The sequence below is a fragment of the Aurantivibrio plasticivorans genome, assembly GCF_055392955.1.
In genome coordinates this window covers 2494684-2509412 of record NZ_AP036020.1, presented here as the reverse complement: position 1 = coordinate 2509412, position 14729 = coordinate 2494684, and the positions used below count along the sequence as shown (strand labels likewise).

Here is a 14729-nt window from a genome sequence, read left to right as displayed (position 1 = left end):
CCACTTTGTGCAGATTACCGTTTGCTGATGCTTTTTTGTCGAATAAGCCAAATTTTTGGCGAGTTTCAAGAAGCACGCGTGTTTCGATTGAGTTAACACCGTAACTAAAGGCAAGCCCATGACAGATCGTATTGATATCAATCGCTTCCTCACCGAAATGAGATCAATTAAATCTCAAACCCAGGCTCTTGGGCGCCAAGATGGCATGGCCTCCAAGGATGTAACGGCAGCCAACAATGCTTACCAATCCTTGGTTGGAAAACCAGAGCCAGTCAACAAAACAGGCTTTGGTGAAATTATGTCAAATGCGATAGACAAGGTTAACGATACACAGCAAGCCTCAGCCAGTTTGGCGAAAGCCTATGAGCAAGGTGATCCGACTGTAGACATTACGGAAGTGATGATCGCAGCACAAAAATCCAGTGTATCTTTTCAGGCAATGGTCCAGGTGCGTAACAAGCTGGTTGAAGCGTACCGTGATGTGATGAACATGCCAATTTAAATAGCCAAAAATATCAAGGTCTAAGACCGGTATACACAGTAACACTGAGACATCAATACTATGGCAGAAGCAGTAGACGATCTAGATGGCGGCGGCTCCATTGGCGGTTCAACACGTTCCAGCAATGATCTGATCGAAGGGTTTAATAATCTCAACTTGCTAAGACAAGCCGGGCTCATGGTTGGCCTTGCTGTCAGTGTGGCGATTGGGTTCGCCGTTGTCATGTGGACCCAGGAGGAAGAGTTTCGCCCGCTGTATGGCAGCTTAGAGAGATTGGATTCCGCCGAAGTCGTACAAATATTTGATACGAATGATATCCGTTACAAGGTCGACCCTAATACAGGCACATTGCTCGTTGACGCAAAAGACATTAACAAAGCGCGGCTCAAGTTGGCTGAAGCGGGAATCACTGGTGACAAATCGGTGGGATTTGAATTACTCGATAAAGAGCAACCGCTGGGTAGCAGTCAGTTTATGGAAAATGCGCGGTATCGTCGTAGCTTGGAAGGCGAATTAGCGCGAACGATTACCAGTATTCGGAGTGTTAGGCAGGCTCGCGTCCATTTGGCAATTCCAAAAACCTCTGTTTTTGTTCGTGATACCCGCGAACCACGTGCTTCCGTATTTATAGAGCTGTTTCCAGGTAGAAGCTTAAGCTCTCAACAAGTTCAAGGTATTGCGAATTTGGTTGCGTCGAGTATCAACGAACTAAAATTGGAGAACGTCACTGTCGTTGATCAAAAGGGGCAACTATTTACAGCGGAGACGGAAGACCCTGAATTTAGCATGGCGCAAAAGCAACGAGACTATACGCGTAAACTTGAGAAAGATTACACCACGCGGGTGAACAGTATTTTGTCGCCAGTTGTCGGTGGCGATAAATACCGAGCGGAAGTCAGCGCAGAGGTCGATTTCACAGAAGTTGAACAAGCGGCAGAAACCTATAACCCCGATTTGCCGGCGATGCGATCTGAACAAACGCTAGAAGAATCTCGTGCAAGCGGCGGCGCGGCTGCAGGGATACCGGGAGCGTTGACGAATCAACCACCTGGCGCCGCACAAGCCCCAGAACAGGCCGGAGGTCAAGCCACTGAAAATACTGGTGCGGTTAGCGGCAACACCCGAAGTCAGGCGACGAGAAATTACGAACTGGATCGGACAGTTAGTTATACCAAACACCAAGTTGGCAGACTAAAGCGTCTTTCAGTCGCCGTAGTGATAGATGATAAGGTAAGCGTAAACCCAGAAACTCAGGAAGAAGTTCGCGAACCATGGAGTCAAGCTGAACTGGAACGCCTTGAAGTGCTGGTTCGCGATGCTGTTGGTTTTTCTGCAGCCCGAGGCGACAGTGTGAATATTATTAATACACCTTTTTTGGCCGATAGGTCCTTTGAGTTTGGTGAGGTCGAACCGCTAGAAATTTGGGAGCAGCCTTGGTTCAAAACTACGCTAAAACAAGCAGCCGGAGTCTTAATTATTATCGCGCTGCTATTTGGTTTACTTAGACCAGTACTGAAGAGTTTGGCAGCCTCTGGATTGCATGCAAAAGAAATGGATGAAGCATCAGAAATGGCGGCTTTGGAAGCGGCCGGTTTGGATTCTTTTGATACTTTGTCGGATGAAACAGTAACGCTCTCTGGCGGTGGCTCTTTGAGCTTGCCAAATCCCGATCAAGGGTACGAGCAGCGTCTTAACATGGTCAAAGGATTAATTGCAGAGGACCCAGGTCGAGTGGCGCAGGTAGTGAAGCGCTGGGCTGCGGTTGACGAGTAGGTAGCAGAGTATGGCAAAAGTAAAGGCCAACCGGGATGGACCGGGAATAAAAGCCAACGAAGAGCAAAAATCTGATCAGCCAGTGGTGAAGTTATCAAAACTTGATCAGGCTGCTGTATTGCTTATGACCCTAGGGGAAATGGATGCTGCTGAAATCTTAAAGCACATGGGGCCAAAAGAAGTTCAGCGCCTCGGTTTGGCGATGTCACATCTGAACAATGTGCAACAACACGAGGTTGAACACGTACTCAATAATTTTCTGGACGAAGTTCGGGAACTCACCGGTTTGGGTATGGGTGCCGATAGTTACATCCGTAATATGTTGGTTACCGCGCTTGGCGAGGATAAAGCCAATGGACTCATCGACAGGATTCTCTTGGGCGGGAATACCACTGGCTTAGACACCCTGAAGTGGATGGAACCACGGTCAGTTGCGGATATTATTCGCAATGAGCACCCGCAGATTCAAGCTATTGTCATTGCCTACCTCGATCCAGACCAGTCTGCTGAAGTACTTAATTTTTTCAACGAGAAAACTCGCCTCGATATTATGATGCGGGTGGCTGCGTTAGATACGGTACAGCCGAATGCACTTCAAGAACTCAATCATATTCTAGAGAAACAGTTCTCCGGCGGATCAGGCTCGCAAACCAAAGATATTGGCGGATACAAAGTTGCCGCAGATATCATGAACTTCTTAGATAGTACGGTTGAAGCTGAATTGATGGATGCGATTAAAGACATTGATGAAGATATGGGTGTGCAGATCCAAGACCTGATGTTTGTGTTTGATAATCTTCGAGAGGTTGATGATCGAGCTATCCAAGCGCTGCTGCGCGAGGTCTCTTCAGAGGTTCTTATTCTTGCGCTTAAAGGTGCGGACGATGAGTTGCAAGAAAAAATATTCAAGAACATGTCTAAACGTGCCGGTGAACTACTTAAAGACGACCTTGAAGCTAAAGGGCCTGTTCGTCTATCTGAAGTGGAAGGCGCACAAAAAGAAATCCTTACCATTGCTCGACGCATGGCTGACTCCGGTGAAATTATGCTGGGTGGCAGTAGCGAGCAAATGGTGTAGCAACAAGGTTGAGATAAACGCATCATGGCAGCTCCACCTGGTAATAGAATCTCATCCGATGAGCTAGAAGAGTATAGTTCGTGGCAAATCCCCGAAATTGAAAACCCAGAGCGGGTGTTACAAAGCGCCGAACGTGAAGATCGCCTCCGTCGAGACGCCGCGAAACGGGCAAAGCACGAGGTGGTGGGCGAGGAAGTCGAAGATGTAGCGCCGTTAACGGCAGAACAGATTAAAGAAATTTCTGAGAATGCCTACCAGGAAGGGTTTAAAGAAGGCAACAAGGCCGGCTTCGATAAAGGTCACAACGAAGGTTATGAGTCCGGGAAGCGTCAAGCACTGGAAGAATACCGAGAGATCCTTGATAGTCAAAGCCAGCAACTAGAGGGTTTGCTAGCCGCATTGCTCGAACCTTGTGAGTCTCACACGCAACAACTCCAACGCATCATCCTAGACAGTGTTTGTCAGCTAACGAAAGCGGTCGTTCAACGAGAGTTACATTCAGATACTACGCACGTGTTGGCGCTAGTTAAAGAGGCTATTAGTTACCTTCCGACCGGTGCTGACAATGTAAAACTGTTTCTCAACCCCGATGATGTTGCTTTGGTAGAAGATTATATCGAAGAGCGAGGCGCAGGCTGGAAAGTCGTGCCGGATTCGGAATTACTCGCTAGTGGTGTTCGCATTGAGACGAAGCAAAGCGTGATCGACTTTTCCGTTGAATCGCGGCTGCAAACACTATGTGATCAATTTATCCATGGCGAACTCGTCAGCGATGTTGATGATGATAGCGACCAAAACAGCTCAGTAGATGGGGAGGAAAACAATCACGCTGAACCTGGTGTTTCTCGTTCAGCCGAGGCTTCTGTAGACACAGCCTCAGATAGGCTTCAGAGTGACTTTGTCGAGTCACCAAACGGGGCGACGCCCAGTACTTCCGATGAGTCATCAGGCAAGCAACCAAGTAACTCTTTACAGGATCCACAGGAAAATAATGACTGAGACTTTTGAGCCTTTAGCTTCTCGATTAAACCCTTACCGACTTCGACGGACGCCGACGATTCAACCTCAAGCCGAAGGTTTCCTTACTCGTTCAATCGGTATGACGTTAGAAGCTGTCGGGCTGCGAGCGTCCGTCGGCGATCAATGTGAAGTACTAACCAATAATCAGCGTATTGAGGCTGAGGTAGTCGGCTTTGCTGACGATAAAATCTATCTCATGCCGATTGACAATATCAGTGGTGTAGAACCTGGCGCGCGTGTTGTACCCGTTCCCTCTCATGGCGGTGTGAATATTGGTCCAGAAGCGCTGGGTAGGGTTGTTAATGGTTTATGTAAGCCGCTTGATGGAAAGACCAGCTTTTTGGGTAACGATTTTTTACCAATGTCGGGAGAAACCATTAACCCGCTCAAACGGCATCCAATTGAGCAACCGTTAGATGTTGGTATCCAAGCCATTAATGCCTTACTTACAGTAGGTCGTGGCCAGCGGCTTGGATTGTTCGCCGGGAGTGGAGTCGGCAAGAGTGTGCTATTAGGCATGATGACTAAATACACGACGGCGGATATTGTAGTGGTTGGCTTAATCGGTGAGCGAGGCAGAGAGGTTAAAGAGTTTATTGATCACGTACTCGGCCCGGATGGATTACGACGTGCCGTTGTTGTTGCTTCGCCCGCTGATGATGTTCCGCTTATGCGGCTTCGAGCGTCTTACTTGGCAACACGTATTGCAGAATATTATCGCGATCAAGGGTTGAATGTTTTATTGCTCATGGATTCGCTAACGCGTTTCGCACAAGCACAGAGGGAAATTTCATTGGCCGTTGGTGAGCCGCCAGCGACCAAGGGCTATCCTCCTAGTGTTTTCGCGAAAATACCGCAATTAGTTGAGCGAGCGGGCAATGCGGAGAAGGGGGGTGGCTCAATAACGGCATTTTATACCGTTTTGACAGAAGGTGATGATTTACAAGACCCTATTGCTGATTCAGCACGTGCAATTCTTGATGGCCATATCGTTCTGTCTAGGCGTCTCGCAGACGAAGGTATCTATCCCGCTATTGATGTGGAGCGCTCAGTTAGCCGAGTCATGCCTAATGTTGTGTCGAGTGATCAATTATCTCAAATGCAACGATTCAAACAGCTCTTATCCTTATACCAACAAAACAAAGATCTTTTAGCCGTTGGCGCTTATGCAAAAGGCGCTGATTTAGAAGTCGATGCAGCCGTTGAGCGTATGCCTCACTTACGAAATTTTATTCGTCAAGGTCTCAGTGAATCGGTGTCTTTTGCGGAAAGTATACAGTCGTTAGAGCGTGTTATTACCCCATCATTACAGCACCGTGACTTGGCTGAGGTGGCTGTAGCTACAACGTCATTAAATCAAGGTGCGCGAGCGGACAACCCCAGCAGTCTGACCTAAACTCAACAAGTGATATATAGCAAATTTAGTAGTCTGCGATCGTTGGGCTAATAGAGAAGTGACAGGATAATCCTCAGGGCGCAAAACGGAGCGATGTTATGGCCGAGCGTAAATCCCAAAAATTAGATGTGGTCAAAAAGCTCGCAGAACAAAAAGAGTCGAAAGCCGCTAGTCTATTACAAGAACAGCAAGAAAAATTAGCGTCTGAAAATGAGTTTTTAAGTCAACTGAGTGAATATTACGATAGCTATTTGAGTGATATTGATCAACAGCTTCAAGTCAGCCCTGAAGAACTGCTGCGCTACCGAGGTTTTTCTCAGCAATTAGCGAAATCAGTTAAACAAATTGAGCAGAAAATATCCCACACTGAACAGGCTGTACAATTTGCACGCGAGGAATGGGCACAGCTTCGTCATAAACGTTCTGCTATTGAAGATCTCATCGAATCTGCAATACAGGAAGAAAGGGCGGAAGATGATCGAATCGAGCAAAAATATCTTGATGAATTAGTTGGCCAGCGATTTTATACGACCCACCAAGCCAAAAAACACTAACTAATCAACGGCAACATTTCCTATTTTCTCTGTTTCAAAATGACTAGTCCCCCTGAACGTTATTCCTTCTAAGTCTAAATTAAAGACCTAAAAGAACCGATAACCACAGTTTTCCATATCATCTGCCTCCACTTCTTTTTTTCATCAGACTTTTCAATTATTTCACTAGCAAGGTGTTTAAGACTGTCTAGACTTACAAAAGAGTAGGGTTGTAACACCCTTCTTATTTAGACCTATTTAGCGCTAGCCATAAGGAGATTGGCATGTCCAACCCTGTCACTATTGATTTGCCCAGTAACTTAACAATTTCTGGCGTCGAGCATCTGCACGAAATGCTGGAGCGTTATGCCACAGGCACTGATGATGTTGTTATCAATGGGGCTAATGTTGAGAAAGCGGATACGGCTGGCTTACAAACCCTTCTAGCGTTCCGCATTGCACTTGATGGACAACATGTCGCTATGCAGTGGCAAACACCCAATGATGTTATTAAGGACGCTGCAAAACAACTAGGGTTAACCGAGCACTTGATGTTGCAATAAACTGATTTCTAAACACTTAGCTATTTTGAAACACACCTAGCGAAATACGGAGAGAAACAATGGCAAAGATCCTCGCTGTTGATGATTCAGCCTCGATGAGACAGATGGTTAGCTTTACCTTGAAAGGGGCCGGGCATGATGTAGTTGAAGCGTCAGATGGATTGGAGGCTCTCAATTTCGCTCAATCCGGCGCTGTTGACCTTGTGATATCCGATGTAAATATGCCCAACATGGATGGTATTTCTCTCATTGCTGAATTGAGAAAACTGGCTAGCTACAAGTTTACACCGATACTCATGTTGACGACTGAGTCGAGTGGCGACAAGAAAACCGAAGGTAAAGCCGCAGGTGCTACTGGATGGATTGTGAAACCATTTAATCCAGACCAATTAATCGCGACAATCAATAAAGTACTCTAAATCATGAGCGTGGATTTAAGCCAGTTTCATCAAGTCTTTTTTGAAGAAAGTTTCGAGGGTCTCGATAGCATGGAATCGGCGTTGATGGAGCTAGATCCAGACGCTATCGATGCTGAAACCATCAACTGCATTTTCAGAGCGGCCCATTCCATTAAAGGTGGATCGGCGACGTTTGGATTTAATGTCGTCTCTGAATTTACTCATGTACTTGAAACATTATTGGATGAAGTTAGATCGGGCACGCGGAGTATTTCTGCGGACGACGTCGATCTACTTTTGCAATCGGTTGACTGTCTTCGTGATTTACTTGGCTCCATACAGTCAGAATCGGATATCGATACATCCCGTAGCGACGAGCTCAAACAAGAATTTGAAAAAATACTGGCGGGCGATAGTGCTGGAGTTAGTGCTGCAGATGGCAGCAGTGCAGGCGATAGCAGCGCGCCAGCAAAAGTAGCAACGACTCAAGAGAATACTCCGGACGTAGCGCCGGTTAGCCACAACGGCTGGCGTATTGAATTCAAACCATCAGCAGATATTCTTGCCACGGGGAATGAGCCTCTCAGGATGTTCCGTGAACTCGCCACGTTAGGCGAAGTGTCTGTTAGCTGCAGTATTAACACATTACCGGCATTAACTAACATGGACCCGGAGTCCTGTAGTCTTTCTTGGGTATTGGACGTTATTACCAATGAAGAGAAAGCGCAACTCGAAGAAGTGTTTGAGTGGGTGTCCGATGAATCGGACATCATCATATCTCCTTTTAAAGTCGATGAAGCTGTAGAAAAAGTCACGGCGTCAGATATCTCTGGTTGGTTTATCCATTTTCAACCGAATAAAGACATGCTAAGAACGGGTAATGAGCCTTCACGCCTATTTAGGGAATTAGCCGAGCTTGGCGATATGGCCGTATCTGTCAATACATCGAAGCTCGTCAGCTTTGCAGCCTTGGAGCCGGAGTGTTGTTACCTAAGTTGGGATGTCAGTTTAGTTGGCGAAATTGAAAAGTCTTCTGTCGAGCATATCTTTGAATGGGTAATGGATGAGGCTGTGGTTGACATTGCACCATTATCACAGCAACAAACGATCGAAAAGACGCAGTCCACTGCGCCGATAGCCAATATATCTGTCGCTAAAGAAGAGCAGTCGCAATCGGTCGATCAACCAAATCCACCTGCGACAGTCGCTAGCAATGATCAGGCACCGGTAGCGGCAAAAACGAATGCGCCAGCAAAAGCGCGGGCACCTAGCAAAGCAGGAGAGTCTAGTTCAATTCGTGTCGCCATTGATAAGGTGGATAACTTGATCAATATGGTGGGCGAGTTAGTTATTACTCAATCCATGTTGGGGCAGATTGGTAATAATTTTTCTGAGGATCAACTGTCGCGCTTGCGTGAAGGATTAAGTCAGCTCGAGCATAACACGCGAGAGTTACAAGAAAGCGTTATGCGCATCCGCATGTTGCCCATTAGTTTTGCGTTCAGTCGTTTCCCACGTATGGTTCGAGATCTTAGCCGTCGACTGGGTAAACAAATAGAACTTGAATTACTAGGTGAACAAACTGAACTTGATAAGACAGTAATGGAGAGAATTGGCGATCCGTTAGTGCACCTGGTTAGAAATGCGGTTGATCATGGCATTGAAACGCCCGAGGAAAGAGTCGCTGCGGGTAAAAAGGCGGGTGGAAAAATAACCCTAAATGCATACCATCAAAGCGGAAATGTTGTCATTGAAATTATTGACGATGGTCGCGGGTTATCTAGACAAAAATTGATAGAAAAAGCGCTACGGCAACAGCTTATTTCTCAAGCTGAAGCAACCAGCATGTCCGATATTCAGGTATATGACCTCATCTTCCACCCTGGATTTTCAACCGCGCAAGCAGTAAGTGATGTTTCTGGGCGTGGTGTGGGAATGGATGTTGTTAAGCGAAATATTCAAGAGCTTAATGGCAGTGTCGATATCAAATCAGAGGAAAATGTTGGCACTACTATCACCATTCGTCTGCCTTTAACTCTTGCTATTTTGGATGGTCAACTCGTCCGTGTCGGCAACAACACGTATATATTCCCTCTAGTATCAATCGTCGAGTCTATGCAGATTGATGATGCATCAGTGAACTTGGTAGCGGGCGGTTGCGAAGTTTTTCAACTGCGTGATGAATATGTGCCAATCGTCAAATTGTACGAAGTTTTCAATATAAATCCTGATAGTACGCATTTGCGCGACTCCTTATTGGTGGTTGTCGAGTCGGATGGCAATAAGGTCGGTTTGGTAGTGGATGAACTCGAAGCTCAGCAGCAGGTAGTGATTAAGAGTCTTGAACAAAACTATCACCGTATTGAGGGGGTTTCGGGAGCGACGATTCTTGGCGACGGGACAGTGTCACTTATCTTAGATATCCCCGGGATAGTAAAAATTGCTGGCGTTAAACACCGTATGAATAACTCTATGTACGGCAGCCACCAGCAATCTGAACACGCTATAAATATTCATTGATCTGATCGAATTCGAGGTGACTATGCAAACCACGGCAATAAATGACTCAGCTGAACTTAATGGCACAGAGGTGGGCCAGGCAGCGGGTGATAGTGATCAGTTTCTTACGTTTATCATGAACAATGAGGAATACGGTGTAAACATCCTATGCGTTCAAGAAATTCGTGGTTGGGAGTCAGCGACGCCATTGCCTAACGCGCCATCCCATGTGAAAGGCGTCATCAATTTACGCGGTACGATAGTACCTATCATCGATCTACGACAGTGCTTCGGCCTAGATGCCATTGAATATACGCCGGTGACAGTCGTCATTGTACTAAAAGTAGAAACAGCAAATGGCAGCCGTATTATGGGTATCGTTGTTGATGCAGTATCCGAGGTATACACCATTGGCGGGCAAGAAATGAAAGCCGCACCGGATCTTGGCGATGCAGTTGATACTGACTACATACGAGGGCTGGTCGATGTTGATGACAAAATGGTTATCCTGTTAGAAATTGATAAGTTATTAAGTATGGATGAATTGCCGGACCTATCTGAGGTGTCAAAAACACTGAACGCTTCGAACCACTAAATCTAGAAATGATTAAGCTTTGAACCAAAAAAGTCTTGAAGAAGATAGGCCTTCAAGCTACTAGGCACAAGATAAAACACTTTATATATAACTGTGAGCTTTGCACGCTAGCGAGGAAACCATGGACAAACGATCAGAAAATATGCATACCAAGCTTTATTATGGTATTGGCAGTATTTTACTCGGCGCAATATTATCAATAGGCTACCTAGCAACGGTAGAACAACCCACTATGGTAGTCGCTGCCATTATTCTGGTGGTGCTTGGTGTGATTGGCGTAGTGCTGTGCAAACAATACATGGACTCGTTAACGGAGACGTTAGAAGACGCTATTGATGTTGTTGACTCAGCAGCAAAAGGTAGTAACGCGGGGCGATTTCGGAGTCAAGCTAGCGGTGTATTAGGTCACCTCACGTACACTCTAACTAATTTACAGAGTTCAATGAGTGAAAAACCTGCTACGGAAGATTCAGTTGAGACTGAGGAACTAGTAGAGGCTCGTTCAAAATTAGACGCTTTATCTCGATCGCAAGCTGTTATCGAATTTACACCAGATGGAACAATCCTCACCGCAAATGAAAATTTTCTGAGTGTTATGGGGTATACGCTAGATGAGATAAAAGGCAATCACCACCGAATGTTTGTCGAACAAGACTATGCGAGTAGTAGTGAATACGTAGAATTCTGGAATAGTTTAAAAGCGGGCACCTTCGCATCTCGAGAGTTTAAGCGGATAGCAAAAGGTGGTAAGGAAGTTTGGATTCAAGCGTCTTATAACCCAATAATCAAATCGGATGGAACGGTAAGCAAAGTCGTCAAATTTGCCTCAGACATAACCGCGCAAAAGTTAGAATCCTTACAAAGCAAGAAAAATGCGGACATTTCTAACGCGCTCATGCTTTGCCAAGCAAACGTGATGCTTGCAGACAATGATATGAACATCGTATATCTCAACAAACAGGTTGAGGCGATGCTTCGCGGCCGTGAAGCGGAAATTAAAACTGTATTACCTTCGTTTGGTGTTGATAAATTGATAGGTCATTCTGTAGACCAATTTCATAAGAATGCATCACATCAACGAGGCTTGATAAATAACTTATCTGATCCGTACAGCACAAGTATCAAAGTCTCAGGGTTGACATTTAAATTAGTAGCGAGTCCTTGGCTCGATATGGATGGCAACCGCGTAGGCACCGTTGTCGAGTGGGAAGATTTGACCGATCAGTTGGCAAGAGAAACTGAGGAAAAACGTGTTGCTTCAGAAAATGCCCGTGTCAAACAAGCCCTTGATAACGTCATGACTAATGTCATGATCGCAGACCCAGACTTCAATATCATCTATATGAACGAAGCTGTGTCTAACATGATGAAAAATGCAGAGCGAGATATACGCACAGACATGCCGGGGTTCGATGCGAGCAGACTATTGGGCGCTAATGCAGACATATTCCATAAGAACCCAAGTCATCAAAGAAAAATGGTCGCTGCGCTAAGCTCAACTTATAAAACAGAAATTAACGTTGGTGGTCGAACATTCTCGCTTGTTGCTAACCCCATTGTCGTAGAAGGGGAACGCATAGGCAGCGTAGTTGAGTGGACGGATAGAACCGAAGAAGTCGGTATCGAAAATGAGGTCGATCAGATAGTTGAAGCGGCTTCTGCAGGTGATTTTACCAAGCAGATATCACTGGAAGGAAAAGAAGGATTCTTCAGGAACTTGGGTGAGGGCTTGAATCGTTTCTCAAGTACTGTAGAAGTTGCACTCAATGATGTTATCCGCATGTTGGGCGCTATGGCGAAAGGGGATTTGTCAGAACGCATCACTCGTGACTACCAAGGTGCTTTCGGCATAATGAAAGACGATGCGAATGCAACCGCCGATAGGCTAACCGAGGTGATCAGTAACATTCGATCATCTTCCAGTGCGATTAGCTCAGCAGCGAACGAAATTGCGCAAGGTAATGCCGATCTTAGCCAGAGAACCGAAGAGCAAGCGTCGAGCCTCGAGGAAACTGCGTCGAGTATGGAGGAAATGACCTCCACCGTTAAACAAAGCGCGGAAAATGCGTCAGAAGCTAATGAGTTGTCCAGTCAAGCGCAAGCTAAGGCACGTGAGGGCGGGGCGGTTGTTGAACGCGCCGTCACTGCAATGGGCGAAATTAATGAATCGAGCAAAAAAATTGCGGACATCATTAGTGTAATTGATGAGATTGCATTCCAAACCAACTTGCTTGCACTCAATGCTGCGGTAGAAGCTGCGCGTGCTGGTGAACAAGGGCGTGGATTTGCGGTTGTCGCTGGCGAAGTGCGAAACCTTGCGCAACGCTCTGCAGCTGCAGCGAAAGAAATTAAAGACCTAATTCGTGACAGCGTTAGTAAGGTCGAAGACGGAGCGAAATTAGTCAACGAGTCTGGCTCGACGCTAAGAGATATTGTTGAAGCGGTTGAAAGTGTTAGCAACATGATGCGCGATATATCTGAGGCTGCACAAGAGCAAACATCCGGTATTGAACAGGTAAATACTGCCGTTACTCAGATGGATGAAATGACCCAGCAAAACGCTGCGCTCGTCGAAGAAGCAAGTGCCGCAGGGGAAGCCATGGCAGAGCAAGCTCGTAGTATGAACGATATGGTAGCCTTCTTTTCTGTGGGAGGGCATACCACAACCAGCACTACAGCGGCACAGCAACCGCAGATGACTGCCACACCTATCTCAACAAGTACGAAAAAAGCCACACCGTTACCTCCTAGCAGCAGCGATAGTTTTGACGCGGATGAGGACTGGGAAGAGTTTTAGTTGAGTTGAAGTATAAAAATCTCGAGGAGACGTGTAGTAATAAGTTGGTAGACACCAATACGGGACGCTAGCTAGAGGTAGTTGCAGAAGTGAGAGCAGAATCAGAACGAGAGTTTGCGTTCTCAGATAAGAATTTTCAGTGTATTCAGAGGATTGCGTATGATAGCACTGGGATCAAGCTAAGTGATCATAAAAGGAATATGGTTTATGGTCGCCTAGCTAGACGTTTGAGACGATTAAACCTAAACGGCTTTGATGAATATTGCGATATTCTTGAATCGCGTGCAGAGCCGGAGTTCCGAGAGTTTGTAAATTCTATTACTACTAACCTCACGTCATTTTTTCGTGAGAGTTACCATTTTGACTTTCTTCGTGATACAGCTATTCCAGAAATTCTCGAGCTTAATAAAACCACTAGACGATTACGTTGCTGGTCCGCAGGTTGCTCGACGGGCGAGGAACCCTATTCAATCGCCATCACACTTGCAGAAAAAGTACCCCTAAAATCTTGGGACTGTAAGCTACTCGCGACTGATTTAGATACCAATGTGGTTGCCAAGGCAAAATCAGGTATTTATTCGTTCGATAGAGTTGAGCGAATTCCAGAAGAAAAGATGAAACGGTTTTTTCGGCGTAGCCGAGATATGTCATCTGTGAGTGTCAAGGAAGATGTCCGTAATATTATTACATTCAACCCGCTCAATCTCCTTCACGAGTGGCCAATGAAAGGGCCATTCGACTTTATATTTTGCCGCAATGTCGTAATTTACTTTGATAAAGATACTCAGCGAGTTTTGTTTGATCGCATGGCTAATATGCTATCGCCAAATGGGTATCTCTTTATTGGACATTCCGAAAACTTGCATCGTGTATCCAATCGATTTAAATCGTTGGGGCGAACAATTTATCAACGGATTAATTAGCGTGCAAGCATCGCGAAAAGTGGATAATCGGTTGCCAAAACCTACACAAGGTTTTGAACATATTAATCGCTATTGGGATAAGCAGTTAAATGTCCCAGCAGCGAAAATACTACCTGGTGAAATCTATGTAAGTAAAACCGGCGAAATAGTTACTACAGTGCTTGGGTCGTGCATATCGGCGTGTATTCGCGACAAGGTCACTGGCGTAGGTGGAATGAACCATTTTATGTTGCCAGCATCAGCGAATGGTCAAGATGGTTGGCAAGGTAGTCAGGTGAGTGCTCCGATGCGCTATGGTGAGTGGGCAATGGAGTTCTTGCTGAATGAGATATATAAACATGGTGGGAAAAAACGCAATCTTGAAGTTAAAGTATTTGGCGGCGGAAAAATACTAAAAAATATGACTGATATTGGTCAGCGAAATATTTTATTTGTGCTCGAGTTTCTAGCAAGAGAAGAGCTAGAAGTTGTTGCTCAGGACCTGGGTGATGATTGCCCGCGTAAGGTAATTTACTTTAGTGATAGCGGTAGGGTAAAGCTTAAGCGACTACGCAGTTTACATAATAATACGATCAAAGAGCGCGAAATGCAGTACATCGAAACAATTAGTAAGAAAGAGCCTAGCAGTGGCGATATCGAGCTATTTTGACGA

Annotated in this window: 13 protein-coding genes; all 13 read left to right on the top strand. The window is 45.7% G+C overall.

Annotation, left to right across the window (positions count from 1 at the left end):
• The first annotated feature begins 118 nt into the window (after window positions 1-118).
• The 13 genes from fliE to cheD all read left to right on the top strand — a co-directional run bounded on the left by fliE (window position 119) and on the right by cheD (window position 14726).
• Entirely contained in the window at window positions 119-502 is a 384-nt protein-coding gene (fliE, locus tag ACZ5NB_RS11320) for a flagellar hook-basal body complex protein FliE (protein WP_460233724.1), read from the top strand.
• A gap of 60 nt (window positions 503-562) precedes the next feature.
• Window positions 563-2275 carry a flagellar basal-body MS-ring/collar protein FliF gene (gene fliF, locus ACZ5NB_RS11315; protein ID WP_460233723.1) on the top strand — a complete coding sequence of 571 codons (1713 nt, stop codon included), beginning with the start codon at window positions 563-565 and terminating at the stop codon, window positions 2273-2275.
• Between the two features lie 10 nt (window positions 2276-2285).
• A complete protein-coding gene (gene fliG / locus ACZ5NB_RS11310) occupies window positions 2286-3353 on the top strand; it encodes a flagellar motor switch protein FliG (RefSeq protein WP_460233722.1) in 1068 nt (355 codons plus the stop codon).
• 24 nt (window positions 3354-3377) lie between these two features.
• On the top strand, window positions 3378-4352 hold the full coding sequence (locus tag ACZ5NB_RS11305; protein WP_460233721.1) for a flagellar assembly protein FliH: 975 nt from the start codon (window positions 3378-3380) through the stop codon (window positions 4350-4352).
• Window positions 4345-5769, top strand: a complete 1425-nt coding sequence (gene fliI / locus ACZ5NB_RS11300; RefSeq protein WP_460233720.1) for a flagellar protein export ATPase FliI — start codon at window positions 4345-4347, stop codon at window positions 5767-5769. Before ACZ5NB_RS11305 ends, fliI begins: the two co-directional genes overlap by 8 nt.
• Before the next feature lie 98 nt (window positions 5770-5867).
• Window positions 5868-6323, top strand: coding sequence for a flagellar export protein FliJ (fliJ, locus tag ACZ5NB_RS11295; protein ID WP_460238879.1), 456 nt, complete (start codon window positions 5868-5870; stop codon window positions 6321-6323).
• Between the two features lie 263 nt (window positions 6324-6586).
• Window positions 6587-6865: an STAS domain-containing protein gene (locus ACZ5NB_RS11290; protein WP_460238878.1), complete on the top strand. Its 279-nt coding sequence runs from the start codon at window positions 6587-6589 to the stop codon at window positions 6863-6865.
• 59 nt (window positions 6866-6924) lie between these two features.
• On the top strand, window positions 6925-7284 hold the full coding sequence (locus tag ACZ5NB_RS11285; RefSeq protein ID WP_460233717.1) for a response regulator: 360 nt from the start codon (window positions 6925-6927) through the stop codon (window positions 7282-7284).
• Between the two features lie 3 nt (window positions 7285-7287).
• Window positions 7288-9783, top strand: coding sequence for a chemotaxis protein CheA (locus tag ACZ5NB_RS11280; RefSeq protein WP_460233716.1), 2496 nt, complete (start codon window positions 7288-7290; stop codon window positions 9781-9783).
• Window positions 9784-9805: 22 nt separating this feature from the next.
• Window positions 9806-10357, top strand: a complete 552-nt coding sequence (locus ACZ5NB_RS11275) for a chemotaxis protein CheW (RefSeq protein WP_460233715.1) — start codon at window positions 9806-9808, stop codon at window positions 10355-10357.
• 121 nt (window positions 10358-10478) lie between these two features.
• Window positions 10479-13154, top strand: coding sequence for a methyl-accepting chemotaxis protein (locus tag ACZ5NB_RS11270; protein ID WP_460233714.1), 2676 nt, complete (start codon window positions 10479-10481; stop codon window positions 13152-13154).
• Between the two features lie 89 nt (window positions 13155-13243).
• On the top strand, window positions 13244-14077 hold the full coding sequence (locus tag ACZ5NB_RS11265; protein ID WP_460233713.1) for a CheR family methyltransferase: 834 nt from the start codon (window positions 13244-13246) through the stop codon (window positions 14075-14077).
• Between the two features lie 31 nt (window positions 14078-14108).
• Entirely contained in the window at window positions 14109-14726 is a 618-nt protein-coding gene (gene cheD / locus ACZ5NB_RS11260; protein WP_460233712.1) for a chemoreceptor glutamine deamidase CheD, read from the top strand.
• The last annotated feature ends 3 nt before the right edge of the window (window positions 14727-14729 follow it).

What these genes read in the sequence shown, in the direction of transcription:
- fliE (WP_460233724.1), top strand. Translation starts at nt 119, where the DNA reads ATGACAGATCGTATTGATATCAATCGCTTCCTCACCGAAATGAGATCA.
- fliF (WP_460233723.1), top strand. Translation starts at nt 563, where the DNA reads ATGGCAGAAGCAGTAGACGATCTAGATGGCGGCGGCTCCATTGGCGGT.
- fliG (WP_460233722.1), top strand. Translation starts at nt 2,286, where the DNA reads ATGGCAAAAGTAAAGGCCAACCGGGATGGACCGGGAATAAAAGCCAAC.
- ACZ5NB_RS11305 (WP_460233721.1), top strand. Translation starts at nt 3,378, where the DNA reads ATGGCAGCTCCACCTGGTAATAGAATCTCATCCGATGAGCTAGAAGAG.
- fliI (WP_460233720.1), top strand. Translation starts at nt 4,345, where the DNA reads ATGACTGAGACTTTTGAGCCTTTAGCTTCTCGATTAAACCCTTACCGA.
- fliJ (WP_460238879.1), top strand. Translation starts at nt 5,868, where the DNA reads ATGGCCGAGCGTAAATCCCAAAAATTAGATGTGGTCAAAAAGCTCGCA.
- ACZ5NB_RS11290 (WP_460238878.1), top strand. Translation starts at nt 6,587, where the DNA reads ATGTCCAACCCTGTCACTATTGATTTGCCCAGTAACTTAACAATTTCT.
- ACZ5NB_RS11285 (WP_460233717.1), top strand. Translation starts at nt 6,925, where the DNA reads ATGGCAAAGATCCTCGCTGTTGATGATTCAGCCTCGATGAGACAGATG.
- ACZ5NB_RS11280 (WP_460233716.1), top strand. Translation starts at nt 7,288, where the DNA reads ATGAGCGTGGATTTAAGCCAGTTTCATCAAGTCTTTTTTGAAGAAAGT.
- ACZ5NB_RS11275 (WP_460233715.1), top strand. Translation starts at nt 9,806, where the DNA reads ATGCAAACCACGGCAATAAATGACTCAGCTGAACTTAATGGCACAGAG.
- ACZ5NB_RS11270 (WP_460233714.1), top strand. Translation starts at nt 10,479, where the DNA reads ATGGACAAACGATCAGAAAATATGCATACCAAGCTTTATTATGGTATT.